Annotated in this window: 19 protein-coding genes, 2 rRNA genes and 1 pseudogene; 16 read left to right on the top strand and 6 right to left on the bottom strand. The window is 37.3% G+C overall.

Features of this window, described 5'->3' with window-relative positions; genetic code table 11:
• Positions 1–110 precede the first annotated feature (110 nt).
• Positions 111–3,001: ribosomal RNA gene (locus tag ACY45D_RS00090) — 23S ribosomal RNA — on the top strand.
• A gap of 167 nt (positions 3,002–3,168) precedes the next feature.
• Positions 3,169–3,283 (top strand): 5S ribosomal RNA (gene rrf, locus ACY45D_RS00095).
• Positions 3,284–3,460: 177 nt separating this feature from the next.
• On the opposite strand, the gene ACY45D_RS00100 is transcribed toward rrf, so the two are convergent.
• The 6 genes and pseudogenes from ACY45D_RS00100 to tssH all read right to left on the bottom strand — a co-directional run bounded on the left by ACY45D_RS00100 (position 3,461) and on the right by tssH (position 11,013).
• On the bottom strand, positions 3,461–4,429 hold the full coding sequence (locus tag ACY45D_RS00100; protein WP_463107918.1) for a M15 family metallopeptidase: 969 nt from the start codon (positions 4,427–4,429) through the stop codon (positions 3,461–3,463).
• Complete coding sequence (locus tag ACY45D_RS00105) at positions 4,426–5,004, bottom strand: hypothetical protein (RefSeq protein WP_463107919.1); 579 nt, start codon at positions 5,002–5,004, stop codon at positions 4,426–4,428. Before ACY45D_RS00105 ends, ACY45D_RS00100 begins: the two co-directional genes overlap by 4 nt.
• A gap of 12 nt (positions 5,005–5,016) precedes the next feature.
• The gene (icmH, locus tag ACY45D_RS00110) at positions 5,017–5,817 is read right to left on the bottom strand and encodes a type IVB secretion system protein IcmH/DotU (RefSeq protein WP_463107920.1); all 801 of its coding nucleotides are present in this window, start codon (positions 5,815–5,817) and stop codon (positions 5,017–5,019) included.
• A 15-nt stretch (positions 5,818–5,832) separates the two neighbouring features.
• Positions 5,833–7,197, bottom strand: coding sequence for a type VI secretion system baseplate subunit TssK (gene tssK, locus ACY45D_RS00115; protein WP_463107921.1), 1,365 nt, complete (start codon positions 7,195–7,197; stop codon positions 5,833–5,835).
• Between the two features lie 6 nt (positions 7,198–7,203).
• A complete protein-coding gene (gene tssA / locus ACY45D_RS00120) occupies positions 7,204–8,304 on the bottom strand; it encodes a type VI secretion system protein TssA (RefSeq protein ID WP_463107922.1) in 1,101 nt (366 codons plus the stop codon).
• Between the two features lie 21 nt (positions 8,305–8,325).
• A pseudogene (gene tssH, locus ACY45D_RS00125) lies at positions 8,326–11,013 on the bottom strand (type VI secretion system ATPase TssH).
• Positions 11,014–11,406: 393 nt separating this feature from the next.
• Here tssH and ACY45D_RS00130 point away from each other — a divergent pair.
• The 14 genes from ACY45D_RS00130 (at position 11,407) to ACY45D_RS00195 (ending at position 26,746) form a co-directional block, all read left to right on the top strand.
• Positions 11,407–12,009, top strand: coding sequence for a hypothetical protein (locus ACY45D_RS00130; RefSeq protein WP_463107923.1), 603 nt, complete (start codon positions 11,407–11,409; stop codon positions 12,007–12,009).
• Between the two features lie 40 nt (positions 12,010–12,049).
• Positions 12,050–12,559 (top strand): type VI secretion system contractile sheath small subunit, encoded by a 510-nt coding sequence (tssB, locus tag ACY45D_RS00135; protein WP_463107924.1) that lies wholly within the window; start codon positions 12,050–12,052, stop codon positions 12,557–12,559.
• Positions 12,552–14,033, top strand: coding sequence for a type VI secretion system contractile sheath large subunit (gene tssC / locus ACY45D_RS00140; RefSeq protein WP_463107925.1), 1,482 nt, complete (start codon positions 12,552–12,554; stop codon positions 14,031–14,033). The genes tssB and tssC overlap by 8 nt, the downstream gene beginning before the upstream one ends.
• A gap of 47 nt (positions 14,034–14,080) precedes the next feature.
• Positions 14,081–14,584 carry an Hcp family type VI secretion system effector gene (locus ACY45D_RS00145; RefSeq protein WP_089606293.1) on the top strand — a complete coding sequence of 168 codons (504 nt, stop codon included), beginning with the start codon at positions 14,081–14,083 and terminating at the stop codon, positions 14,582–14,584.
• A gap of 65 nt (positions 14,585–14,649) precedes the next feature.
• The gene (tssE, locus tag ACY45D_RS00150) at positions 14,650–15,117 is read left to right on the top strand and encodes a type VI secretion system baseplate subunit TssE (RefSeq protein ID WP_463107926.1); all 468 of its coding nucleotides are present in this window, start codon (positions 14,650–14,652) and stop codon (positions 15,115–15,117) included.
• A gap of 17 nt (positions 15,118–15,134) precedes the next feature.
• Complete coding sequence (gene tssF / locus ACY45D_RS00155; RefSeq protein ID WP_463107927.1) at positions 15,135–16,943, top strand: type VI secretion system baseplate subunit TssF; 1,809 nt, start codon at positions 15,135–15,137, stop codon at positions 16,941–16,943.
• Positions 16,907–17,899 carry a type VI secretion system baseplate subunit TssG gene (tssG, locus tag ACY45D_RS00160; RefSeq protein WP_463107928.1) on the top strand — a complete coding sequence of 331 codons (993 nt, stop codon included), beginning with the start codon at positions 16,907–16,909 and terminating at the stop codon, positions 17,897–17,899. The genes tssF and tssG overlap by 37 nt, the downstream gene beginning before the upstream one ends.
• Positions 17,900–19,300: a hypothetical protein gene (locus ACY45D_RS00165; protein WP_463107929.1), complete on the top strand. Its 1,401-nt coding sequence runs from the start codon at positions 17,900–17,902 to the stop codon at positions 19,298–19,300. It abuts the gene before it with no gap.
• A gap of 51 nt (positions 19,301–19,351) precedes the next feature.
• A complete protein-coding gene (gene tssM / locus ACY45D_RS00170; protein ID WP_463109383.1) occupies positions 19,352–23,281 on the top strand; it encodes a type VI secretion system membrane subunit TssM in 3,930 nt (1,309 codons plus the stop codon).
• Between the two features lie 34 nt (positions 23,282–23,315).
• Complete coding sequence (gene tagF / locus ACY45D_RS00175) at positions 23,316–24,275, top strand: type VI secretion system-associated protein TagF (RefSeq protein WP_463107930.1); 960 nt, start codon at positions 23,316–23,318, stop codon at positions 24,273–24,275.
• 2 nt (positions 24,276–24,277) lie between these two features.
• Complete coding sequence (locus ACY45D_RS00180) at positions 24,278–25,042, top strand: OmpA family protein (protein ID WP_463107931.1); 765 nt, start codon at positions 24,278–24,280, stop codon at positions 25,040–25,042.
• Between the two features lie 49 nt (positions 25,043–25,091).
• Entirely contained in the window at positions 25,092–25,646 is a 555-nt protein-coding gene (locus tag ACY45D_RS00185; RefSeq protein ID WP_463107932.1) for a PAAR domain-containing protein, read from the top strand.
• Complete coding sequence (locus tag ACY45D_RS00190; protein WP_463107933.1) at positions 25,618–26,283, top strand: zinc protease; 666 nt, start codon at positions 25,618–25,620, stop codon at positions 26,281–26,283. The genes ACY45D_RS00185 and ACY45D_RS00190 overlap by 29 nt, the downstream gene beginning before the upstream one ends.
• Positions 26,284–26,305: 22 nt before the next feature.
• On the top strand, positions 26,306–26,746 hold the full coding sequence (locus ACY45D_RS00195; RefSeq protein WP_463107934.1) for an NF045616 family extracytoplasmic (lipo)protein: 441 nt from the start codon (positions 26,306–26,308) through the stop codon (positions 26,744–26,746).
• The last annotated feature ends 100 nt before the right edge of the window (positions 26,747–26,846 follow it).

Genomic DNA, 26,846 nt, shown 5'->3' on the forward strand with positions numbered 1-26,846 from the left:
AATTAAATTGAAGCTGTACAGTGCTTAAGTGCACGAACAACAGATAGTAGCAATTAAGTTTGCAACGATAACACTCACTTGTATGTGTTAGCGACTGTTTGGGGTTGTATAGTCAAGTAATTAAGTGCATGTGGTGGATGCCTTGGCAGTCAGAGGCGAAGAAAGACGTAATAGCCTGCGATAAGCTTCGGGGAGGCGGCAAATATCCTGTGATCCGGAGATTTCTGAATGGGGAAACCCACTTACCATAAGGTAGGTATCGCATGATGAATACATAGTCATGCGAGGCGAACGAGGGGAAGTGAAACATCTCAGTACCCTTAGGAAAAGAAATCAATTGAGATTCCGTCAGTAGCGGCGAGCGAACGCGGATCAGCCCATTAAGTTATATGTGTATTAGCGGAACGCTCTGGGAAGTGCGACCGTAGAGGGTGATAGTCCCGTACACGAAAGTGCACATATAATGATGACGAGTAGGGCGAGGCACGTGAAACCTTGTCTGAATATGGGGGGACCATCCTCCAAGGCTAAATACTCCTGACTGACCGATAGTGAACCAGTACCGTGAGGGAAAGGCGAAAAGAACCCCTGTGAGGGGAGTGAAATAGATCCTGAAACCGCATGCATACAAGCAGTGGGAGCCGACTTGTTCGGTGACTGCGTACCTTTTGTATAATGGGTCAGCGACTTATATTCAGTAGCAAGGTTAACCGTATAGGGGAGCCGTAGAGAAATCGAGTCTTAATAGGGCGTTTAGTTGCTGGGTATAGACCCGAAACCGGGTGATCTATCCATGAGCAGGTTGAAGGTTGGGTAACACTAACTGGAGGACCGAACCCACTGTCGTTGAAAAGCCAGGGGATGACTTGTGGATAGGGGTGAAAGGCTAATCAAACTCGGTGATAGCTGGTTCTCCCCGAAAGCTATTTAGGTAGCGCCTCGGACGAATACCATAGGGGGTAGAGCACTGTTTCGGCTAGGGGGTCATCCCGACTTACCAAACCGATGCAAACTCCGAATACCTATGAGTACTATCCGGGAGACAGACTGCGGGTGCTAACGTCCGTAGTCAAGAGGAAAACAATCCAGACCGCCAGCTAAGGCCCCAAAATTATAGTTAAGTGGGAAACGATGTGGGAAGGCATAGACAGCTAGGAGGTTGGCTTAGAAGCAGCCACCCTTTAAAGAAAGCGTAATAGCTCACTAGTCGAGTCGGCCTGCGCGGAAGATGTAACGGGGCTAAAACTATATGCCGAAGCTGCGGATGTGCACTAAGTGCACGTGGTAGGGGAGCGTTCTGTAAGCCGATGAAGGTGTGTTGAGAAGCATGCTGGAGGTATCAGAAGTGCGAATGCTGACGTGAGTAACGACAAAACGGGTGAAAAACCCGTTCGCTGAAAGACCAAGGGTTCCAGTCCAACGTTAATCGGGGCTGGGTGAGTCGACCCCTAAGGCGAGGCCGAGAGGCGTAGTCGATGGGAAATTGGTTAATATTCCAATACTTCTGTGTAATGCGATGAGAGGACGGAGAAGGTTAAGTCAGCCTGGCGTTGGTTGTCCAGGTGAAAGGTTGTAGGCATGTATCTTAGGCAAATCCGGGGTACTCTATGCTGAGAACTGATAACAAGCTAGTTTACTAGCGAAGTGGCTGATACCAAGCTTCCAGGAAAAGTCTCTAAGCTTCAGTTACACAGGAATCGTACCCGAAACCGACACAGGTGGTCAGGTCGAGTAGACCAAAGCGCTTGAGAGAACTCTGCTGAAGGAACTAGGCAAAATGGTACCGTAACTTCGGGAGAAGGTACGCTGCTGACGGTGATAGGACTTGCTCCTTGAGCTATTGGCAGCCACAGAAACCAGGCCCCTGCAACTGTTTATTAAAAACATAGCACTCTGCAAACACGAAAGTGGACGTATAGGGTGTGATGCCTGCCCGGTGCTGGAAGGTTAATTGATGGGGTTAGCGTAAGCGAAGCTCTTGATCGAAGCCCCAGTAAACGGCGGCCGTAACTATAACGGTCCTAAGGTAGCGAAATTCCTTGTCGGGTAAGTTCCGACCTGCACGAATGGCATAATGATGGGGGCGCTGTCTCCAGCAGAGGCTCAGTGAAATCGAAATCGCCGTGAAGATGCGGTGTACCCGCGGCTAGACGGAAAGACCCCGTGAACCTTTACTGCAGCTTGACATTGAACTTTGATCTTACTTGTGTAGGATAGGTGGGAGGCTATGAAATTGGGACGCCAGTTCCAATGGAGCCATCCTTGAAATACCACCCTGGTAATATTGAGGTTCTAACTCTGTCCCGTTATCCGGGACGAGGACCATGTCTGGTGGGTAGTTTGACTGGGGCGGTCTCCTCCTAAAGAGTAACGGAGGAGTACGAAGGTGCGCTCAGCGTGGTCGGAAATCACGCGTAGAGTATAAAGGCAAAAGCGCGCTTAACTGCGAGACCCACAAGTCGAGCAGGTACGAAAGTAGGTCTTAGTGATCCGGTGGTTCTGTATGGAAGGGCCATCGCTCAACGGATAAAAGGTACTCTGGGGATAACAGGCTGATACCGCCCAAGAGTTCATATCGACGGCGGTGTTTGGCACCTCGATGTCGGCTCATCTCATCCTGGGGCTGAAGCAGGTCCCAAGGGTATGGCTGTTCGCCATTTAAAGAGGTACGCGAGCTGGGTTTAGAACGTCGTGAGACAGTTCGGTCCCTATCTACCGTGGGCGTTGGAAATTTGAGAGGATCTGCTCCTAGTACGAGAGGACCAGAGTGGACGAACCTCTGGTGTACCGGTTGTGACGCCAGTCGCATCGCCGGGTAGCTATGTTCGGAAGGGATAACCGCTGAAAGCATCTAAGCGGGAAGCCTACCTCAAGATAAGATTTCCCCGAGGCTTTATGCCTCCTAAAGAGCCGTTGAAGACTACGACGTTGATAGGTTGGATGTGGAAGTACGGTGACGTATGAAGCTGACCAATACTAATTGCTCGTGAGGCTTGACTATACAACACCCAAACAGTTGTATATAGAGCATCATTTGATTCATAAAAGATCAATCATACTTGATTTAGTTGTAAAGCTAGTTACAATACCCAACTCAAATGTTCTGTTAAACTCATTTGGTACCAAGTAAGGCATTTAAATAAGACCCGAACAAGTCCATAACAGTTTGCTGGCGACAATAGCAAGAGTGAACCACCTGATCCCTTCCCGAACTCAGAAGTGAAACCTCTTAGCGCTGATGGTAGTGTGGGGTTACCCATGTGAGAGTAAGTCATCGCCAGCTTTTAAATTCAAAACACCCCCAACTCGATAGTTGGGGGTGTTTTTTTTTGCTTGGGGGTTGTCGACAAAAGAATTATTTCGATGCAATATCTACACATCAGTCTTATTATATCTGGGTGAAAGGGGATCAAACTTTTTGATTGCTTATAGTTATATAAATCAATTAGTTAAATTAATATTATTCACCCATAAGCCCTTGGCCTTGTGCTTCAGCAATTAAACGTTCTGCTGATTCACGATTTTTTCTTAAACCTGGCATGCGAAATTCAGTATGACCATAGTCATGAATTCTTGTCCAACGCCCACCCCAAGTTAAACCAACTGACTCAGCAACGACACCATAAAGTTGGTAGCCTTTCCAAGCCCATGGATCTCGCTCAGAAATGACAACTTTTCCGTCTCTTTTAAAGGCAGTATCTGCAGCTAAACCAAATTGATGGTAACTTTGGTAGGCCTTTGCCAAAGTAGTGGCTGTATTACCAGATAATCGTGTTTGACGTTCAGGGCTACGATAGCCTTCTAAAAGTACCATTTCATAACCGTGTTGTTCTTTCATGATTTTAAAAACCATAAGTAAACGTTGTTTATAACTCGGATGCATTTTGTCCCATTTACGGTCAACCATAGTCGTATCAAAACTACTCCGCCGATCTCCAAACTCTTCATGGTCAATACTTGATGGACTAATCGTTGGAAATTGATGATTTTGATTAGAATCTTCTCTTTCCAATATTTGTGCTTGAACAATTGCTGCATCAATTAAGCTGTCTTCTACTGCAGGTGGTGGGCTCAAAACTTCACCATTCAGTAAAGAGTAAATTTGTGGATCAGTCTTTCTTAAATATTCTGCTTCAATCTGGGTAGGGTCGACTGGACGTGTAACAGCAAAAACTAGAATACTTGAAAGCAAAAAAAAACCTGCAATCAAGATCCACCATTGTTGTAAATGCCAATGGGTTTGCGTTTGTTTGGCTGAAGCTGCTTGATTCATTTGCTCGGCAAAATTTCGTGCAGAAACAAATTTCTTTTTACCTTGGGGGAGGAGTCGTTTAACGTAGTTTAGTGCTTTATTTCTAAGTTCATAAGACATTAAAAAAGCTAAACAAAACGCCAAAAAAATAAAGCATAAAATGATTAAAAAAATCATGGTTTATTTTCTATTTGTCGACGATCAATTGAAACCTTAACAGAACCTACGGGACTTATGTCTTCAAGCTCTTGGCTGGTAGTACTGATTTGTTTTTCTTCAGCCTTTGCAGCAGGTATTGTTTTTATTTTGGATTCAATAGCCCGCTCTTTTACAATCGGTTTAGTAACAGGAGGTTGTGTTGGTTTTAGGTTCTTCTTTTCCGATCCATTGATCTGCTCAAATGGTGATGTTTTGTTTAGGCTATTCGTATCTAGGTTTTTATTTTCATGTTTAAAAAGATTCTTTAGATCCTTTTCATTAACATGCTGTCTATACGTTATGGAATCATCATCTTCATGGTTCGGCTCAGAAGGAAAGCTATTCACTTTTTCTGATTCATTTTGGTGAAGTATTTCAGATGAATTTTCCTCCACTTTAATCGATTGGTTGGTGTTAAAGAATATTAAAAATAAAATAGAAGAAATAATAAAACCAATAAATAAACCAAGCAGAAAAACAATTGATTTGTTCAGGCTTTTTTTAGCTGGTTTATTTTGTAATATACGGATCGAGTTTTGTTTTTCTTGAGTCATAGTTTTACCTGATTAAGGCAAGTGAATTGTAATATGAGCTTGTTCGGCTGGTGTAGAAATTACATTATTAAATTTTGCCAAGGATGTGTTTTGATTTTTATTGAGTAATATTTTTAACCCTGAAAATGTAAGTAAAGCGAAAAGTAATAAGAAAAACAAAATCCAAGTAAAAGGCAACTCTTTGTGAATAATATTCTTAATTTGATCAGGTAAAGCCGAAAATGGAGAAAATGCAGTTTTCTTTCCTTTTAGAAAATCAATTTCATCACCAATACGTGCAACGAGATGATTTAAACTTTCAATTGACTCAATACGATATTTGCCTTGGAACCCAAGTAATAAGCAGTAATGATAAACCTCTAAAGAGGCTAATCGTTCTTTTCCACGACTACGTATTTTTTCTAAAAATTCAAAGAATCGATAGCCTGCTAATTGTGAACCAAAGATACTTAATTGTAATGGGCTAATTAACCACTGATTTTGAAGGTTAAAAAATGAAGAGTCTTGCTGTGTAACAATGGTTTCATCGAGTAAGGCACAATACGCATATTTTGCATCATGTATGTCTTCCGCAGAAAATTGAAGCTTTTTGGCTTGATTCTCAAAACGATTAAGTAAATCTAAAATTTTTTCTTTGAAATTTTCAGCGTTATCTGGAACATATTGGTTTCTTAATAGAAAAACGATATAAAAACCATCATGTAAAAGATCAACTAAATTAGTCGTTTGATTAATTTTAGATTGTTGTGGTAAAGAACCGATTCCAATTTGTCCATCATCAAACAGTGATGGGGCGATATTATTTTGACTCATTTATTATTCTCTATTTTATCCATTCATTACTGCAATTAGTTCGATACTGATATCTTGGAAACCAGCGGGAATATAAATACAAATCGTTTCTGAATCGAGCATACGTTGGTACATTTCATGGTGGGGTTCTATTTCAAAATAACTCACCCCTGAACGTACAGGAATTGCGGTCGGAATCTGCACCAAGTGATGAATTGGAATGGCGGGTAATGCAGCAACAACTCGTTGTTCCACATCTACCGTATTTCCAACTTTAAAGCGAAGCGGAACGATTTGGATGAGCTCGTGTGTTTGCATCATGCTGCTTGAAACAGCGATGTATAGACGTGTTTCCTTTGTGATTTTGTCTGTTTCCAAACTTCCAACCCAATAAGATGGACGAATTTCTTTGAGTGTAATACTGATATAACGACTGGAAATAATCGTATCTAATAATTCTCTTAGGATTTTATCTAGCTGGCTAAAACTATTTTGAAGATTATGGTGTTGGTATTGCGGTAAATTCTCTACCTCATAGGCAGTTGAAAATGTCAGCAAAGAGCCAGTTAAACGTAATAATTCAAAAAATAATTTTTCTGGATGGATTTGAGGATTTTGTAATAGATGATTCAATGTCGCATGAGCTGTATTTAATGCATTAACTAACCAAAAAGATACAATATCACCAGAACGGAATTCGATAAGTTTTTGCTCATTTTCACGATTATTTGATTGAATTGTCTGAATTTTTGCTCGAATAACGTTTAATGTCCGCTTGAGATTAGCCAGTAATGTTTCATTGGATTGAATATGCAAGATTGGTGGAATAAATTTTGAATCAATTTCAAAATGACCAGAACTTAGTCGTCTAATCTTACCAATGTTTAAATATAAAAAACCATTTAAATCCTGATTAGGCTCAGTTTGAGTATCAAATAGCTTAAACTCGGTACAACGTTTTAGAAGCGTAATTTCCGTAGGCGTCGCATCTGTATAGAGGTCGTGTATTTCGTTGAGATAAGAATGATAGCGGGTCGGTTGTTTATTTTGGTCATCTGAAAGATTTTTTCTGTTCGGTTGCAAAATAGGAAGTGCCAAGTAAATGAGCATTTCACCACGTAAATTTAATTCATCCAATAGAATGGGATTAGGAAGCAAATCTTTAGCTGGCGCTTGGTAGATTTCCCCATCTTGCCAAATCATATCAATTTGTTCTAATGCTAAAATATGTGTGCTCAGTTGCGTTTCGTCAAAGCGTATATTTTTAATACCATAAGGATAAGGAACAGTTGAACGAATTGTATGGTTTAATCGTTGTTCTTGATAAGTATCTTGTAGTTGGAAGTGTTGTGGTCTTAAAAATAAGCCTTCACCCCAAAGCACTTTTTCGGCTTTAAACATTAATGGTTACCATTCTGAAGATTCATTATTTTGATTTGACCCCAATAATTCTTGAATAGATTCAAGGGGATTTTCATTTTTAATCACTTGAGCAAGCCATTCATGTAATGGCATCTGACTCCATTTAATCGTTTTCTGTAGCATATAACTTACGGGGCTATGTGGTTCATTGGTTTGAAAATAATCAGCGATGTCTTGTAAAACTTGCATTGCTTGTTCACGATTTTGCACATGGCTTTGCGGTTGAGGCTGAAAAGATTTTGTTTGATTAATACTAGATGGATCCGTACTCGGAGTGATTGGAACAGATGGCGGTACAGTTACTTCGATATTCGATACACTCAAATTTGTACTAAATAAATCTGCTTTATAAATTTTTTTGAGATTCATTTGAATATCTTCAAGCTGAGAATCTATGGCTGCAAAGCTGGGTGCTTCAAGTTCCATCAGTGAATCTAAAACTTGCTTGATAATGTTCCAGTGTTCCAGTATCTCTTTAAAATATTGAAAATGTTGGTACTGAAAATCCCGAGATGTATTGAATAAAGCTTGATTGAATTGCTCTAATTCTAAAGAAGCTTCAACGCTTTCCGTATCTTCGGCTTGTTTACGTCGATTATTTTGTGTATGTAAAAGTTTTTCATATTGAGCTAGAGAATAAAAAGGCTGAATATTAATTAAGGGTACACTTTTGATCAGCTTTGGGAGTTGCGAGGTAAAACCTTGTAATAGACCTAAGCGTTGGTCGAGGTCATCATCTTCAATTTCAGGATGAATTTTCAGCCAAAATTGTTCTAACATTTTATGGCATAGTTCAAGTCCTTTTACTAAACCTTCGAAGCCATAAACATTAGACCAAGCTTCTGTTAACCATGTTAATAAACGGATATCTTTGGTTTTGGTGGTGAGTAATTGTACTGATTTTTCAGCAATAAACGACCAATCTGCTTGTTTATGTTCAGAAACCCAATCTCCCTGATCTAACAGCGGATCATCATGAATTCTTGCTTTCTTAATTTCATGAAATTCTGTAGAAAATGATAAATCTTCACCGCAAGGGGAGTCATTTGAAATTGGCTCAAGTAAAGCTTCTAAATTTATATCCATTTTTATGCTCATTAAAAATACTTATGCTTCTACAGCTTTTGATTTCTTCGCTGTTTTTTTCTTTACTTGCTTAGGTTCAGGATCCAAAAGATAGGTAATTTGATCGTCATTTACATCTATATGAATGGTTTTCGGTATTTTTTGTTCAGCTAATGCAACCAATATTTCCGTGGCTAAAGCAGGGAGAACAGAGGCATTTAAAATATTGTCAATGTTACGTGCACCACTATCAACTTCAATGCAACGACTCAGTATAAGTTCAATTAAATCATCATTATAAGTAACTTGAGTTTCATATTGATGCTTTAAACGGTCGGTGATTTTTCTTAATTTATGGTCAATAATCCGAACCAAAAGATCATCGTGCAAAGGGTAATAAGGAACGATTCGCATACGGCCAAGAAACGCAGGTTTAAACTGTTTATATAAGCTAGGTTTGAGTTGTTCAATCAACTGTTCTGCACTTGGCCACTCATCTAAAGGTTGGTTAATACAAGCTTGCATAATGGCTGTTGAACCAGTATTTGAAGTGAGTAATATGGTGGTATTTTTAAAGTCTATGATGCGTCCTTCGCCATCTTCAAGCATCCCTCTATCAAAAACTTGATAAAATAACTCTTGAACATCACTGTGTGCTTTTTCAATTTCATCCAATAAAACAACACTATATGGATTACGTCGAACAGCCTCAGTCAACACGCCGCCTTGCCCATAGCCGACATATCCAGGAGGTGCTCCTTTCAGAGATGAAACAGTATGAGCCTCTTGGTATTCAGACATATTAATCGTAATTAAATGTGATTCTCCACCATAGAGTTCATTGGCAAGTGCAAGTGCTGTTTCTGTTTTACCGACCCCACTTGGACCAACTAACATGAATACACCTTGGGGTTTATTGGGATCTTCTAAACGTGCTTTTGCTGTTTTAATACCTTGCACCAATTGATGTAACGCATAGTCTTGCCCCATTACACGTTGTTCAAGTTTATCTTCTAAACTTAAAACGTGTTTAATTTCATCATGAACCATTTTGCCGACTGGGATACCAGTCCAGTCGGAGATAATTTCATTGATAATCTGTGCATTTACTCGTTCAAAAACTAAAGCATCTTGATTTTGAAATGAAATTAATTGATCTCGAAGGGTGTGGATTTCTGTTTTTATTGATTGTTCATGAGCGTTTTCAAGATTTTCAAGTTCTTGAATTTTTTGTACTAAAGCGAGTTCTTTTTGCCATTGTTGTTCGGTATTTTTAATATCTCGATTAAGGGTTTCCAAAGATAAATTTAATAGCTCTAATCGATCTGTATGGATCGGATTGTAATGTTGTTCATTTTCTAAAATATTGAGTTCTAAAATTAAATTATGTTGCTGTGCTTTGAGTTGATCTAGTTTTACAGGTTGAGCATTCTGCGTGAGCGCGACTCGTGCTGCGGCAGTGTCTAAAACACTAATTGCCTTGTCAGGAAGTTGGCGTCCACTAATATAGCGGTGAGACGCGTGAACAGCTGTGATAATTGCTTCATCATCGATACGTAAATTGAAATGATTTTCCATGGCTGGAATCATGGCACGAAGCATATCAATCGCGACTTTTTCAGTTGGCTCTTCAACTTTAACCACTTGGAAACGACGGCTTAAAGCGGCATCTTTTTCAAAATATTGTTTATATTCAGCCCAAGTCGTTGCTGCAATTGTACGCAATTCGCCACGTGCGAGTGCTGGTTTTAAAAGATTTGCTGCATCATTTTGCCCAGCTTGTCCTCCTGCACCAATCATCGTATGCGCTTCATCTATAAAGAGAATAATCGGGTGAACGGATTGCTGTACTTCCTGAATAACCTGTTTTAAACGGTTTTCGAATTCGCCTTTGACGCTCGCCCCAGCTTGTAATAAACCCATATCGAGAGAATGAATTTGCACATTTTTTAAAGCATCAGGCACCTGATTTTGTGAAATCTTTAATGCTAATCCTTCTACCACAGCTGTCTTTCCGACCCCTGGTTCACCAGTCAAAATAGGATTGTTTTGACGACGTCGCATTAAAATATCGAGCATTAGACGAATTTCATACTCACGACCAATGACAGGATCGATTCCACCATCTAACGCTTTTTTTGTCAGGTTAATGGTAAATTGATCAAGAGCAGGTGTTTTTTGTAAAGAAGCTAGACGATCCACAGAGTTCAAATGTTGATCCAAATTTGGCTCAACATGGCTGTTTACAGGTGGAATATTTTCAGAACTTTTACTACAAATATCGAGAAACTTATGTTTCATCGTATCGATAGGAAATAGATCAAATAGCTTTGATGCACGGATAGCAATTTGATAAAGATCCGAGGAGATTAATAGCGCAACCAGTAAATGACTACTTCGAATTAACGGATTTTGTTCTGCTGAAGCTAAGAGCCATGCTTGTTCTAGCAGTCGAACGATAGATTTTGAAAAAATGGGAGTTCGAGTATTTCCTTTCGGCAATTGAGAAATACATTCCAATAAATCTGATAATAGAGCATCTTTGGAAATGTTGTATTTATTAAGTTAAATTTCAATATCATTAATGGGGTGTTGTTCTAGTAATTTGACAAAAAAATGCTCAATCTCAATTTCAAAATTGTGATGAGTTACACACAAGTTGGCAGATTGTTCTAGAGAAGTCCGCGAAGGAGTCGATAGTTTCTTAATTAAAACCTTTAAATCTGTCATCTTTAATCTCTCAGTAATATGTGTTTAATCACATGTACTTTAATTTGTATTTTAAATTAGTATATTAAAATCAAATACTTATTTATTTTGTTAAAATATATATTAAATATTTTACATAAAAAAAAAGATTTGTGAAGGTTGATGTTATTTAGATTTAATAAATAAAAAAAATATCCATATAAATTAGTAAATTATAATGAGAATTAAAAAACAAACTTGACATGGTTTTGATTCTTTAGTCTTATTATTAAAATTTTCTAAATTATAAACAGTTAAGATTTTTGAAAATTAAACTCTAATCTATCAAAGAAACGTAGCTATATTCAGAAAAGTGAATCAAGAAAATATTGAGGTTGGATTTTGAAAAAGTTAATTTTGTGTGGTTTCGTTTTCATGGCATCTGTTACAAGTTTGAGCCATGCTGGAGATGAAATAAAGCTTAAAAAGTCATGTTTAAAGGATTATCCAGAAGTGGTTGGTGAATCTAATCCTGAGCTTTTATCAATTTATTCACAACTTTGTGATAAAAAAAATAAAGATAATAAGAACAGCATTCTGATTTTAGCAGCACAGAAATTTCAACAAATGGGTAAAAATAATAAAGCAATCCAAGTAGTGAGTTATTTGGAAACACAGAACATACAAAGTAATGAGCTGACAGATGTGAAGCTTTTATCTGGTATTGGTTTGGCTCATGATGCATTGAATAAAATGAGAAATAACGAAATGCGTTATTTGTCAGAGGATGGGACTTACCCTGTTGCAAAAAGTCTTTCTGATGCAATCAAACAAGCAGCCCCATCAAGTGTTTTGATCGAGAAGCAACAAGAAGTAAGTACGACGACTGTGAAAACGAGTAAATCAACTCGGCCAGTTCGATCAACTCGTTCTACAAAATCCGTACGTAAAGTAGCAGTACCTGCAAAATCTAAAACGTCGGTGAAGTCTAAATCAACAACGAACTCAACCAATCAAAATCCATTTGGAAAATTATAAAGAATTAAAAATTCAACTCATACTTGGTCAAGGATAAAAAATGTCTAAACGTGAAAGTGTACAAAAGAAATTACAACGAATCAGACCACCACGCGTTCAACTTACCTATGATGTTGAAATTGGTGATGGTAAAGAAGTCAAAGAATTACCCTTTGTTGTCGGGGTGTTAGGTGATTTTTCTGCTGCATCTGAATTAGAAAAAACCAAGCTTAAAGATAAGAAATTTGTCAATGTGGATCTTGATAACATTGATGAAGTCATGGAGTCTTTGTCTCCTCGCGCTGCGTATCAAGTTGCCAATACATTGACTGAAGACGGTGGATATATGTCTGTCGATCTAACCTTCAAAGCAATGGAAGATTTTAGACCTGAGCAAGTTGTACAGCAAGTAGAACCTTTGAAAAAGCTGGTTGAGGCACGTGGGCGTTTAACCGATTTAAGAAATAAAATTTCGAATAGTGAACGTTTGGAGGATTTGCTAGATGAGGTATTACAAAATACAGATCAGATACGCAAATTAAGTGCTGAGGTGGGTTCTGAAAATGAATAATTTACAAACCAACTCAACCCCTAATGTTGTTGCCGAAGAAGTAAATTTACTGGATTCAATTGTTGAACGCAGTCGAATTGCAAGAAATGATGAAGAGCATGCCCGCGCTAGAAACTTAATTGGTGAATTAGCAAAAGAAGTCATGGCTGGAACAATTACTGTTTCAGAAAATATGTCTTTGTCTATTGATAAGCGGATTGCTGAAATAGATGCTTTGATTTCGACTCAACTGAGTAAAATCATGCATCATGAACAATTTCAGAAAATTGAATCGACTTGGCGTGGTTTACATTACTTTTGTCAGGAGTCTCCATCAAACCCTTTAATTAAAATTCGTATGTTAAATACGACAAAAAAAGAGTTGGTAAAAGATTTTCAAGGCGCAACTGATTTTGATCAAAGCACCTTGTTTAAGAAAATTTATGAAGAAGAATATGGTTCTTTTGGTGGTGCGCCATATGCAACTTTGATTGGTGATTTTGAGTTTGACCGTACACCATCTGATATGTACCTCTTAGAACAAATTTCACATGTCGCAGCTGCTTCACATGCACCTTTTATTTCTGCGGCAAGCAGTAATATGTTAGGACTAGAGTCTTTTACGGATATTGATCGCCCGCGTGATGTATCTAAAGTATTTGAAACTGCTGAATATGCGCAATGGCGTTCATTCCGTGAAAGTGATGATGCTCGTTATGTCGCTTTGACCATGCCACGTGTACTGGGACGTTTGCCTTATGATCCTAAAGAGGGTTGGTCAACCGAAGGCTTCAATTTTGTCGAAGAAGTTTCTGGTGAAAACCATGATGAATATCTATGGATGAATGCAGCTTACGCTTTTGGCACACGTCTAACCAATGCTTTTGATATGCATGGTTGGTGTGCTGCAATTCGTGGTGTAGAAGGTGGTGGCATGGTTGAAGGTTTACCAGTCCACACATTTAAGACCAATGATGGCGAAGTTGTATTTAAGTGTCCAACAGAAATCGCGATTACAGATCGTCGTGAAAAAGAACTCAGTGATTTAGGTTTTATTCCTCTAGTTCATTGTAAAAATACAGATTACGCTGCATTTTTTGGCGCGCAATCAACGCAAAAACCAAAAAAATATGACAGTGATACAGCAAATGCAAACTCATCATTGTCGAGTCAGATTCAATATATTATGGCTGTTTCTCGTATCGCTCATTACCTAAAAGCAATGATGCGAGATAAAGTTGGAAGTTTTGCTTCAGCTGGGAATGTAGAAGTATTCCTCAATGAATGGTTATCTCAGTATGTATTACTTGATGATGGCGCTTCTCAAGAAGCTAAAGCACAGTATCCACTTCGTGAAGCTTCTGTCAAAGTTGTAGAAAATCCTGCTGAGCCAGGGCACTACAAGTCTGTGGTTTTTTTAAGACCACATTTTCAGCTGGATGAGTTGTCGGTTTCTTTGCGACTCGTTACTGAGTTGCCTCAGTCCTCAAATTAAAATAGAGAACAGCTAAATAATAACTTTAAAAAAATAGGGTAATTCCAATGAAAGATATTTATGTTCACTTCCAAGGTAAATATAAAGTTGATGGTGAGTCTCGCGATTCTGAGCACAAGAATTGGTTAGAAGTTAATTCTTGGTCTCATAACATCCGTCAACCTAAGTCTGCAACTTCTTCAAGTGTTGGTGGTCATACTGCTGAACGTGTTGAGCATTCGGATATGGTTTTTGTTAAAGATTTGGATGCAACGAGTCCAAAACTTTGGGAAGCCTGCTCAGCAGGTTATACATTCGATGAAGTGCAAATTGATTTTTATCGTGCTAATGGCGATAAGCGTATCAAATATTTACAAATCAAGTTGAAGCATGTTTTGGTTTCAAGTGTAACTCCAGTGGTCAATGAAGAAGGTGTGCCAACGGAAGCATTTGGTTTGAAATATGCTGCAGTTGAGTGGACTTACAACCAACAAGATATTAATGGCTCTGCTAAAGGTGCCGTTACTAAGAAATGGTCTCTTTCAAATAATACTGCATCTTACGCTGCATAATTCTTTGCTGAGATGGATAGAGACGGTAGCGTTTCTATCCTTTTTAAATCATTAGAATTTAATTTATGAATTTAGATCAACTTTACCCATATGGATTTCGGTCTACGCTGTTTGATCGTCTAATTGTTGAAGATGATAAAGGTCTTTCAATTCATGAATTGAGGGAATCGATTGCTCGAGATTTAGAAGACTTACTCAATACACGGATCGCTAAACTTGATTTAGATATTGATGAATATGATTTGGCAAAGCAGTCGATTGTACAATTTGGAATCATTGATTTTGTTGGTTTATCCACTGCGAATCCGACCGATCGTCAAACGATTTGTCAGTCTATAGAGCAGTCAATCGTTTCACATGAACCACGCTTAAAACAAATAAAAGTTGAGATGCAATTGGATGAATTCAATGTTGGTTCCTTGTCTTTAAGTATCCAAGCTCTTTTTAATATCCACCCACTTTATGAACCTGTAATTTTTGATGCCTTACTTAAGCCAACGACACAGCAATATGTCATTTCTGCGCGATCTTAAAATAAAGTAGGTGTGCCGTGATAGAAGAACTTTTACCGTATTATGAAAAGCAGTTACAAGAATTTGGACAACAATCACGTGCATTTGCAGATAAATACCCAAAAATTGCACAAAGACTTTCATTAAATCAAGAACAAATTGATGATCCTCATATCGAACGTTTGATTCAGGCATTCTCATTAATTGCAGCACGTATCGATAAAAAATTAGCGGATAGCTACGATATTTTTACGCGTTCTTTATTTGAAGTCATGTTTCCTCAATATTTACGTCATTTCCCTGCTTGTTCAGTGGTCAGTTTGGAGGATATTGATAAACAAAAACAATTGACCGATGCGTATTTAATTCCTAAAGGAACGACTTTAAAGTCTCGAAGTATTAAAGGCGTTCAGTGTGAATTTAATACCAGTGCTGATGTAAAACTTTTACCAATTCAGTTGGGTGGTTTACGTTTTCAGACCAGTCCCAGTGCACATATTCATTTGAATCAAAATGCAACTTTAAGTTTAAAATTTGATTTATTTAATTCAGCACAAAAATATTTAGAAAATGAGAAATTACCCATTTATTTAGATGCAATCTCAAATTTCCCCCTCCAAGTTTTGGATCATATTTTTCATCAGGATAGCAGTTTTAGCCTTAAAGTTAAGCAGCAAGTGATTGAAATTAAAAATCCTTTTGAAGTAATGGGCTTTAGTGAACAAGAAAGTCTGTTGCCTATAGATCAGCATACTCATCATGCTTATCGATTACTGATGGAATTTTTTTGTTTTCCTGAGAAGTTTAGTTATCTAAACTTAAATTTAGCATTTTTAAAATATTTAAAGACTCCAGTTCAGCATTTTGAGGTTCAGATCCATTTAAAATTGAATTTGAATGATCAAGCTGTGATCCGAAATTATTCAGAATTGAATATTGCGAATTTTAAGTTATTCACGAGCCCTATTGTCAACTTATTTGAAAAGCAGGCGGAACCTCAAAAAATAAATCATAAAAACTTAGAATACCCATTAATTACAGATGCTCATCATCCTGAATTTTATCAAGTTTATTCTATACTTGATATGAATTTAATTCGTGAAAAAAGTAATCAAGATCAGGTGGTTTATCCTATTTTGCCATTTTTTGCGATGAGTCATTATCATGGAGAAGATGTTCAATTTTTTTATGCTTTGAATCCTACGATTTTAAAAAATCAATTTGTTGAAACAGGTTATTCGATTATTTCAAAACATCTTGAGCCACAAAGTATTAAATCGGATTTTGTTAGTTGTCGTTTGCTTTGTTCAAATCGTGATTTGCCGTACGAATCCTTTGCACAAAACAATAATATATTGACTTTGGGTGATAGTGGTATTGCCAGTCGACTATTGGTTTTGAAAAGACCAACAGAACCCTTTCAATTCCAACAAAATAAAAATGAACAATGGCGAATTATTTCCCATCTTTCACTAAACACATTGGCGCTAATGAAAGGTGATGCGGTAAGTCATATTAAGGAGTTATTGGAGCTCTATAATCTTCCAAAATCAAAGGAAAATCATCTGGTTATTGATGCCATTAAAACCATAGATTTTGAAATTATCCATAAGCTAGTCGAAGCAAAACCTTTTCCGATGTTTGTACGCGGTGTGAAAGTTTTGATGTGTGTCGATGCTCAAATATTTCGTGGCCATAGCTTATATATTTTCAGTGAATTAATTTCTCATATTTTAAACTTAAAAGTACAAATGAATAGTTTTGTCGATGTTTTTGTTAGAGATATCAACAGCAAACAGGAGTTATACCAATGCGTGCAGAACGTTGGTGGCAAGAAGCTTCTGTAATTGATGCGCTGTTTAAAACCCCAACAGCATTTGAATTTATTCAAACAACACGTCTTTTTAGGCATGCACCTCAAGCATCAGTTTTAAAAAATTGGTCTGATGATTTTCGTTTTGAAAGTTCTTTAAATTTGAACTTTCCAAAGAATGAAATCGAGTCATTGAATCAGGAAGATGAATGCATTCATTTGACTAATTTAGTGGTGGGGCTAACAGGTATGCAAGGTGTAATGCCTTATACCTATACCAATAAAATCAAACGATCTTCTCGTAAGCAACGTGTTGAAATCCAGAAATTCTTAGGATTGTTTAATCATAAATTAACGGCGCAATTTGTTGATGCAAGCTTGAGCTACAATTTGCCAGTGCGTTATGAAATCGAAAAAGAAAATAACTATCTAGAAATCTTGCATGCATTGAATGGTTATATTCAGACGCAGCACCAACAGCATGATTTAGATGACTATTTTGCCGAGTTTTCGGGGCTGATGCAGGGGCAAAATAATACTGCACATGCATTAAAAACAATGTTGAGTTGTGTATTTAATCAGTCTGTTGAAATAAAAGAATATGTTGTTGAAAAATTTAGTTTAGCAGAACAACAACAAACGATGCTCGGTGGCAAAAATCCATTTCTATTGGGCGTAAATACTTTTTGTGGCGAAACGATTCGACAAATTGATGGAAAAATTGAGATTCAAATTGGTCCACTGAAATACTCACAATATTTAGAGTTTTTACCAAAGCAAAGATTGAGCAATAAACTTAAAAATATTTTACAGAGTTGGTGTAGTCCAACTTTGCTTATCGATTTGCGTCTAATTCTTGCAAAAGAAGACATTCAACCTTTGCAACTGAGTTCAACAAATCGTATAGGTTTGGCCCGAGGAGCTTTTGTTATGCCAAAAATGCAGATTGATAATGATGAAACCTGTTATGCACTAATTGGAGTGTCATAAATGATCAAAATTATCTTAACAACATTTTTTGGTATTTTATTACTTGTGATTACAGGTATCGTCTTTTATTGGCGTGATATTAAGCATGATCCAAGTGGGCAAGATTTTTTAATATTTTTTGGGTTAATTCCACTTTCAATTACATTCTTGATTTTAATGCCGATGCTAATCAAAACATTTTACGAGCGTCATCAAGAGAAGAAAAAGCAAAAGAATGCTGAAGCTGAACAATCATTGGAAACGCAAGTCGACGCTGAGAAGCAAGTTGAAGGTCAGATTGATTGGGTTCAATTACAAGTATTTTCGGCAACTAGCCTAAGTGGATTGGCTGAAAATGAGGCGCATATAGATCTTCTTCAAAGCCCAATTAGTCCAGAACTTGATCAACAACTTTTTAATCATTTTAATTTACCAACGACTTCGTTTCGTATCGCAGAAATAGATGATGTCGTAAATAATGATGTTGAATTAGCAGTATTTTCTCCCCGTCGAAAACGGATCATTGCTTTGATCCTGCAACAACTTGAGCGAAATACTGATGTTTTATCTCAAATAGCAATGCATTTGAAAAATTCAGCTTTATTTTACGATGTTAAGTTGGCACATGAATACCGTATGCATCCAGCATGGATTAACCCAAATAGTGAACATCAGGATGAGGAAATTGAACAACAGATTGTTGCTGAGGCTGTGCCCAGATTAAACCGTTTAAATATTCATATCCTTTTAGCTGAAAATTTACTTCATTTTTGGGACGAAGCTTCTACTTCTGCAATGGTGAATGAATTTTTAACAGGGCTTGGGATTATTCCTCAGCACTTAGATACGCAATATCATTATTTGGGAGCGAAAACAGCTTATCAAGATTGGATTCAACGATTAAAACAAATCCAATATTTAGATGCGGAAGTCTCTTTCTTTATTGTCGCAGATTCTGAAATTGATCCAGAAACCATTGCCGATGCAGCATGGGGATTGGAAAAATATATTCCATCTGAATATGCCAGTTCATGTTGTATGACCAATGCAAATGTCGAATTACAGAATTTAGCTGTGAGTAAATACATTCGAATCGCATTAAATTCAGATCAAGCAGTTAAAACATTAAAAGCTTTGAATTTAGAAAAGGCACCTCAGTTCGCCCAAGATGAACCATTTGTCTTGATTCTAGACGACCCAACCGAGACTCAATTGGCGAAAAAATTAAAGCTAAATTTTGCAGAAAGCATGATTGAAGAACAGCATTATCTTTATAGCGTAAGTTGCATAGGGCAGACCCAGACGCTATCCAAAATTTTTGGATTTATGCTGGGTTTACATTTTAAAGATGAGCTGTACGGCTATGTATATAGTGTTGAACATCAACAGACCCAAGTGATTGTTGGGACCGAATTTGCATAAGAATATATGCAGAGAAATGACATATAAATACAGAAAGAAATAGAGAAAATGATACATACAATTTTAGGTTATGTTTGGCAATATGTAACAAATCCCAAGGCGGTTATTGCGCTTTCAATTCTTGTCGCCTTAATTTCATCCTATAGTGTTGTTCCTCGCCATATTTTTATCATTATGGTTGCAGCTTATGTACTAGGGTTAATCATTTATGCAATTTTTTGGTTTATTCAACGTAGGAAGCATACCAGTCAAGGTGAAGCTTTGGTTGAGGCGATTCAGCAAGACAATACGGCTGAATATGGGAAGCAGAAAGACAAAGAAGAATTACAACTGATTAATCAGCAGATGAAAGATTCAATTCAATTGATTCGGAAGTCTAAATTGGGAGATAAAAGGGGCAGTGCAGCACTGTACGAGTTGCCTTGGTATATGGTGATTGGAAACCCTGCTGCAGGAAAAAGTTCGGCAATTTATCACTCCGGTTTGAAATTTCCTTTTGAAGAGTCACATCAGAAAATTGTATCTTCTGGACTGAGTGGGACTCGAAATTGCGATTGGTTTTTTTCAACGGAAGGGGTTTTACTGGATACTGCTGGACGATATTCAGTTTATTCAGAAGATCATTCAGAATGGCTTGGTTTTTTAGATATTTTGAAGAAAAATCGTTCGAAAGCGCCGATTAATGGTCTGATTGTCATAGTGAGCGTAGCTGAGCTTGTCAGTCAAAGCCCTGAAAAATCAATTAAATTAGCCAAGAGTTTACGCGCACGTATTCAAGACTTAACTGAGCGATTAGAAATTTTTGCACCTGTTTATTTGGTGTTTTCTAAAATGGATTTGATCGCAGGTTTTACTGAGTTTTTTGAGTGCTATGAGGCTGCTGAATTTGATCAGGTTTGGGGTGCAACACTGCCTTATGATGCTGAATCATCACAAAATGCTGTTGAGCATTTCGAAAAACATTACAGTATTTTATACGATGGTTTAAAAGGCGTAAGTACAACACATTTGAGTCGCCGTCATGCACAAAATATTTCTCCTAGTGTGATGACTTTCCCTTTGGAATTTAAAACTTTAAAACCTGTTTTAAAAACATTTATAGGGACTTTATTTGAAGAAAACCCATACCAGTTTAAACCGGTATTCCGTGGTTTTTATTTCACCAGTGCTTTACAAGAAGGCGTAATTGAAAGCCCAATGACGGAACAAATCGTTGAGGATTTCCAATTAGCAAAAATACCGAATAGTGAGCATGGTGTTCCACAAAATTCGATTTCCCAAAATCATGGTTATTTTTTGAAAGGGTTATTTTCAGAAGTTATTTTAAAAGACAAAAATCTAGTTAAACAACATATTAATCCAACAACCAAACGCAGACGTTATTTAGGTTTTATTGCTGCTTTGTTGGGTGTGTCCATTATTCTTGGGCTGTGGGTTTGGTCATATCGAAATAATCAACAGCTCATTGCAGATGTGCAAGCCGATTTAAATAAAGTCGTGCAAATGGAACAAGTTTCAGGCCAAGAACTAGCAACACAGATAGATGCTTTGTTGATTTTGCAACAACGTTTAGAGCAATTGGATGATTTTGATCAGCATCGCCCTTTGAAGTTTTCTTTTGGTTTATATCAAGGGAATGAGTTAAAAGAAAAACTAAAAACTGAGTATTTAAAAGGCATAAAACAAATTGTTTTAACCCCAAGTCAGCAAAATATTGCTCAATATTTACAACGAGTTAAAAATAATGAGCAAACATTGAAACAAAATCATGTCAATGTAGAAATTAAACAAACATCTTCAACACAAATAGCATCTGAACCTTTAGATACAAACCCGCAAGACGCCTACAACGCTTTGAAGGCTTACTTGATGATGAGTAACCCTCAGTACATGGATGCAAGTCATTTAAGTGACCAAGTCACACGTTTTTGGCGTTCGTGGTTGGATGCCAATCGTGGGCAAATGCCACGTGGAGAAATGATTCAAAAAGCTGAGAAAATCTTGAGTTATTCAATGAGTCTAGCCAATGATAAAACTTTCCCTGTTTTAGAATCTGATGCGCAGTTAGTCGACCAAACCCGCCAAGTGTTATTGTCTGTGGTTCGTGGTATGCCTGCACGTGATCGTGTGTATAACGAAATTAAGATGCGTGCTGCGGTAAGATTCCCTGCTGTAACCGTTGTGCAAATTGTAGGAGAGACGAATCGTAGTGTGATGTTGGGTGGTTATGCGTTACCGGGTGTATTTACGCAAAAGGCATGGGATGAATATGTGGATAAAGCGATTGAAGATGCTGCAAATAAACCAACCGATACCAAAGATTGGGTGTTGAATAGCACACAATCTGATGATTTAACTTTTAGTGGTAGTCCAGATCAAATCCGAAAACAATTAACGCAATTGTATAAGCAAGAATACATTGCTGAATGGAAAAAATTCATCAATGCAACACATTATGCGAAAGGAGCTGATTTTGTTCAGCAAACTAAAATAATGGATGTATTGGGCGAACCACAAAATTCACCTATTCGTACTTATATAGATCGTGTTGCCAAAGAAACCAGCTGGGATAATCCTGTTGTACAGGCGGAACTCGCTGCACCACAAACAGGTTTTGTTGCTTGGTTTAAACGTAAAGTTTTAGGGCAGGGCAAATCAGAGGATATACAGCGCGCTTCAAATCAGGCTCAAGGTCAAATTTCTCAGCAGTTCCAAATATTCTATCAATTGGTACGTAAGCGTGATGACTTACAAAATCAGTCACTTTTGGATGACTATTTTCAAAACATGGCGCAAGTGAGAAGTAAATTAAATGATTTACGTAGTGCCGGAGACTTTGGTCCAAATGCTTTGGCATTAGCTAAACTGACCATTAACGATCAAACTTCTGTATTTAATACCACGCAAAAAGTTGTAGATGAAAAACTTATCGTTGGTTTAAATGAACTTGATCAGCAGATGGTTCAAAAGCTTTTGGTCAGCCCATTAACACAATCTTTTGATAGTTTGTTAACGCCTGCTCAGGATGAAATAAATAAGCTGTGGGCTTTGCAGGCATACCAACCCTTTAACCAAACTTTATCGCAAAAAGTACCGTTTAATTCATCAGGTACGATCCAAGCGACAAGTAATGAAATCAGTCAAATCTTTGGTGACAATGGCAGTATTTCTAAATTTGTAAAAGAGACACTAGATCCATTTGTAATCCGCCGTGGTTATACCTTGTCATCAAAAACTTGGAAAAATATGGGTATTGGTTTAAACCCAGAATTTGTGACCAATTTTGAACAGTACACAACTCCGATTAATGGGGTCGCATCAGGAAATGCATCAGGCGCGCCAGCAGCGACAAATCAGTCCAACTTCCAATTTTATCCAATCCCAAACAATAATCTATTGTCATACACCCTTGATATCGATGGGCAACGTCTTGTTTATGAAAATGGCGTTCAGCAATGGGTGAATTTTTTATGGCCAAATACAAATGCAATTCCTGGAGCAAGAATCACTGCGATTGATTTGGAAGGTCAAACGCATACCATTTTTGAAGAGCCTGGTGAATACGGAATTAATAAACTGATTGATAGAGCACAACGTAAACAGTTGAATGGTAGCTACGAAATGACCTGGGTCAGTCAACAAAATCCATCCATGTTTGTAAAACTACAATTTCGTTTAATTAGTGGAAATACGTCCAATCCAATCGGATCGAATCGTAGCTATGTTGGTTTGAAATTGGTTGAACGTGTAACGAGTCCGAAAGCAGCACTGGTCGTTGCAGCGCAACAGGCATCAGCTACAGCAAACCCGCCAATGACGACACCTTCATCACCAGCAGTAACGTCAAATACTGGTCAAGTTAAACAGCAGACGACAGGATCTACAACGAATTCTGCGGCTTCAGTTGGAGGCCCAGCGACTCCCACAACAACACCGATAAGCCCTACAGCTACATCGACTGGAAGAGGGACTGCACAGTGATTAAATGGAACAGTTTTGTGCGAGGGATAACCGTATGCAAACGATAAAATCTACACCTCTGTATTATGGAAAATGCCCAGCACGTGGCGATTTTTTAAAGACCAAAGGTCAATATTCCCTGATTCAAGTGATCGATCAATGGATTACAGAAGCTTTGGAAATCGCGATGCGAGATCCAAATTTTAATGAATCTTATCGATCACTTGCCTCTTTAGATTTCTTTATTGCAAACCCTAAAGAGCAGATGTTTCTTGTTGCAAATATGATTGCCAGTGAGGACAGTTCAGGACGCCAATTTCCAATGGTATTGAGCCATTTACTTGAAATTGAAAATCCTTATCAAAACTTACTTTACGCACCTTATAAATATAAGCCTGTGTTGATTGATTTATTTCAAAAAAACAGAGTATTTCGCACCATCAATGATCCTGAAATCCTTATTTCCAAATTGGGGGGAATGGATAGTGAAATACACGTTTTATCTGAAATAAAGGCCCAAGATTTCTTTGAAAATCACACCATGTATTCCTTTGCCCAGATTATGAAAATTACCCCATATGAATTGGCGCAAAGCATTCTTGCTTTAGGATTACTACTACAGCCGGTACTTAAACATGGCACCAGTAAATTATCTAAAGTGTTGATTCTACCTATTAATAATCACAGTTATTGTTATGAAATTTCTGCATTTTGGGTCAGTTTGATAGGACGCTTTTTAGGGAAAAACAATACAGAGATTTTGATCGGAATATTACACCATGATTCACCTATCTTATTGTTTGGATTTCAAGGTGCGGATATTACGGCATTAAGTAATATTTTCACGCAAAATATGCAAAATGAACATTGGGTTTCATTGGTTCAGCCGCAATGGGTTGATGCTTATTTAGAACAAAATGCAGGTTTAGCGGCATTAGAACAGGCTTTATGTGAGCGTCAGTTGAGTTTATCTCAAGGCATGAAATTGTTTAGACAAACATTTATAGAAGAATAAAAATGAAAAAAGGAAAACAAGGGTTAATTAAAAAACTGGTTATTATTTCTAGTTTATTTTGTGCATTACATCTTTACGCTGTCCCAATTGTTGTTGAGGGTGTAGTGCCCAATCATATGGCTAAGCAAGCAATTTTAGAAAAACTTCGAGCTGTCTATGGCGCAGACCAAGTGGTCGATAAGATTCAAATTCGTCCTGTATCTGCACCGAATGGTTGGAGTGAATCGGTAACACGAGTCATCACACCTGATCTAAAGAAGATTAGCCAAGGTAAATTATCTGTACGCGGGACTCAAGTGGATTTAACTGGGAAAATGGGCGCGCAAGCAGAAATTCAACCCACAACTGTTTTATTCCAATCATTGGTTCAACCGCCTTATCGCTTTAATTCACAAATTACAGTCAATGCTGCTGAACAAACGGTGATTGATAATACATTGAAAAATAGGATTATTGAATTTGAATCAGGCAAAGCAGTACTGACGCTAGTGGGTACGCAAATTTTAGATGAGATGGTTGTCGCTTTAAATAAAGTACAAAACAAGAATATTAAAATTGTTGGACATACAGATAGTCAAGGTGATCCGCAAAAGAATCAGTCATTGAGCTTACAACGTGCTGAAGCAGTCAAACAATATCTAATTGCCAAAAGTATTGCAGCGACACGTTTAACGACTGAAGGGCTTGGTGCGACAAAGCCCGTAGCAGACAATGCTACAGAAGAAGGTCGTAAAAAGAATCGTCGTATCGAGTTTGATGTTCTATAAGCTTGATTTGACTCAATAACAACATAGAAAAGACATAAAGGAAATAATCATGGCACTGCCTTATATCACTTTAGGTTCACCAACGACAGGTGGTGGAAAAATAATCTCAGCAGATTCATCATTTATCATAGATGGTAAAGCCATAGCATGTGTTGGGGACAAAGCAACATGTCCAAAACATCAATGTATTGCAACTATTCTCGCTGGTGATAATCATATGATTATTATGGGAAAACCTGCTGCACAACATAATTCACCGTTGTCTTGTGGATGTAAATGTATAGGCGATCAGCATTTAGTGGTTGGGGATAATGGTGGTGGGGCAAGGGCATCCTCTCAAGTATTACGTCAGCCTGTAGCCAGTAGTTTTGTAAAAAATAATTCGGAAGAATATGGGCATCAGTTTCAATTAAAAGATCAATTAACTGGTGAGCCTTTGGTAAATGTTTGTTATGAAATTATTAAAAATGGCGAAGCAATTCATGGTACGACGGATGAGAATGGCTGTACAGAATTAGTAACAGATGTATGTGAGCTTGAAATAGAAATTAATATAATCAGCCAAGGAAATGAAGATGGAAAACAATTCTGTTGCAAACGCTAAGGCAATGTTAAGTATTAAATATGGCAAAACAGCCATTAAAATAGATACTAAAAGATTACTCACCTCAGGTGAAATTGCTCTTGCTCAATTAATTTTTGGGAACTCTATTGATTATAGCAAGATATTTATTCGACGAGGTGGATTAGGTGGAATACCTGATGCTACGAAAAATGCAATGACACCTTTTGGTGAAATTCATTTACCTGAAGAAAGTTATTTAAAAATAAAAGATTTTTCTTTATCTAAAGAAGCTAGTGATAAAATTTGGTTTATTCATGAAATGACGCATGTATGGCAGCATCAGTTAGGTTTCAATAACTTTGGTACAGGAATTATAATTGGTCTTAAAGGTGGATATACTTTAGAATCCAAAGCCTATGATTATGATTTATTGTACAATGACCAAAATAAAAAATTCTCAGAATTTAATATGGAACAACAAGGTGAAATTGTTTCACATTATTTTGATGCTGTTTATTTATCAAATGTAAACCATGATTTACCAAAACAGCATGCAAACAATAAAAACCAATTAACAGCTCTAAAAAAAGTTCTTATTCCTTTTTTTAATAATCCAACAGATAAAAATCTTTTACCTAATAATTATGGAAAAATATTTTGGCATACGCCAAAATAAATCTATTAATTTGGAAATGATAATGAAATTTTATATCTTTATATTATTTTTTGTGTTGAGCCTTAATACTTATGCGACCTCTAAGAAGTACAAAGGTGGTGAGGTTGATATTGTCATTAAACATAAAAAAGTTTGTTTTTATTTGAAAAATGATAGTCTTAAAGGTCAATATGAATTAAATATTTTTCAAAAAGAAAGTTTTGATAAAATATTTCACTATTCAAATACGTTTGAAAAAATGTATCCTGATCAAAGTCAATGTATTGCAGTAAATGAAAATCTTTTTAAACCCAAAACTATTTACACTGTTATTCTTGATACGGGGTATACAAATTTTGGAAAAGATTTTTGCGTATTGAAGGTGAAAAATAAAAATAATATAGCTAATTATGATGGTAAACGTTGTGTTGAATCAAAGTTTTCTTTAAGTGAATTATTTTTTAATTTTTTGAAAAGTTTATAACAGCTAGCAACATAATTCACCTTTGAGTTGAGGATGTAAATGTATTGGGGATCAGCACTTGGTGGTTGGGGATAATAATGGCGGTTTAAGGGGGATTCAT

This window comes from Acinetobacter sp. BZX-2 (assembly GCF_055179795.1).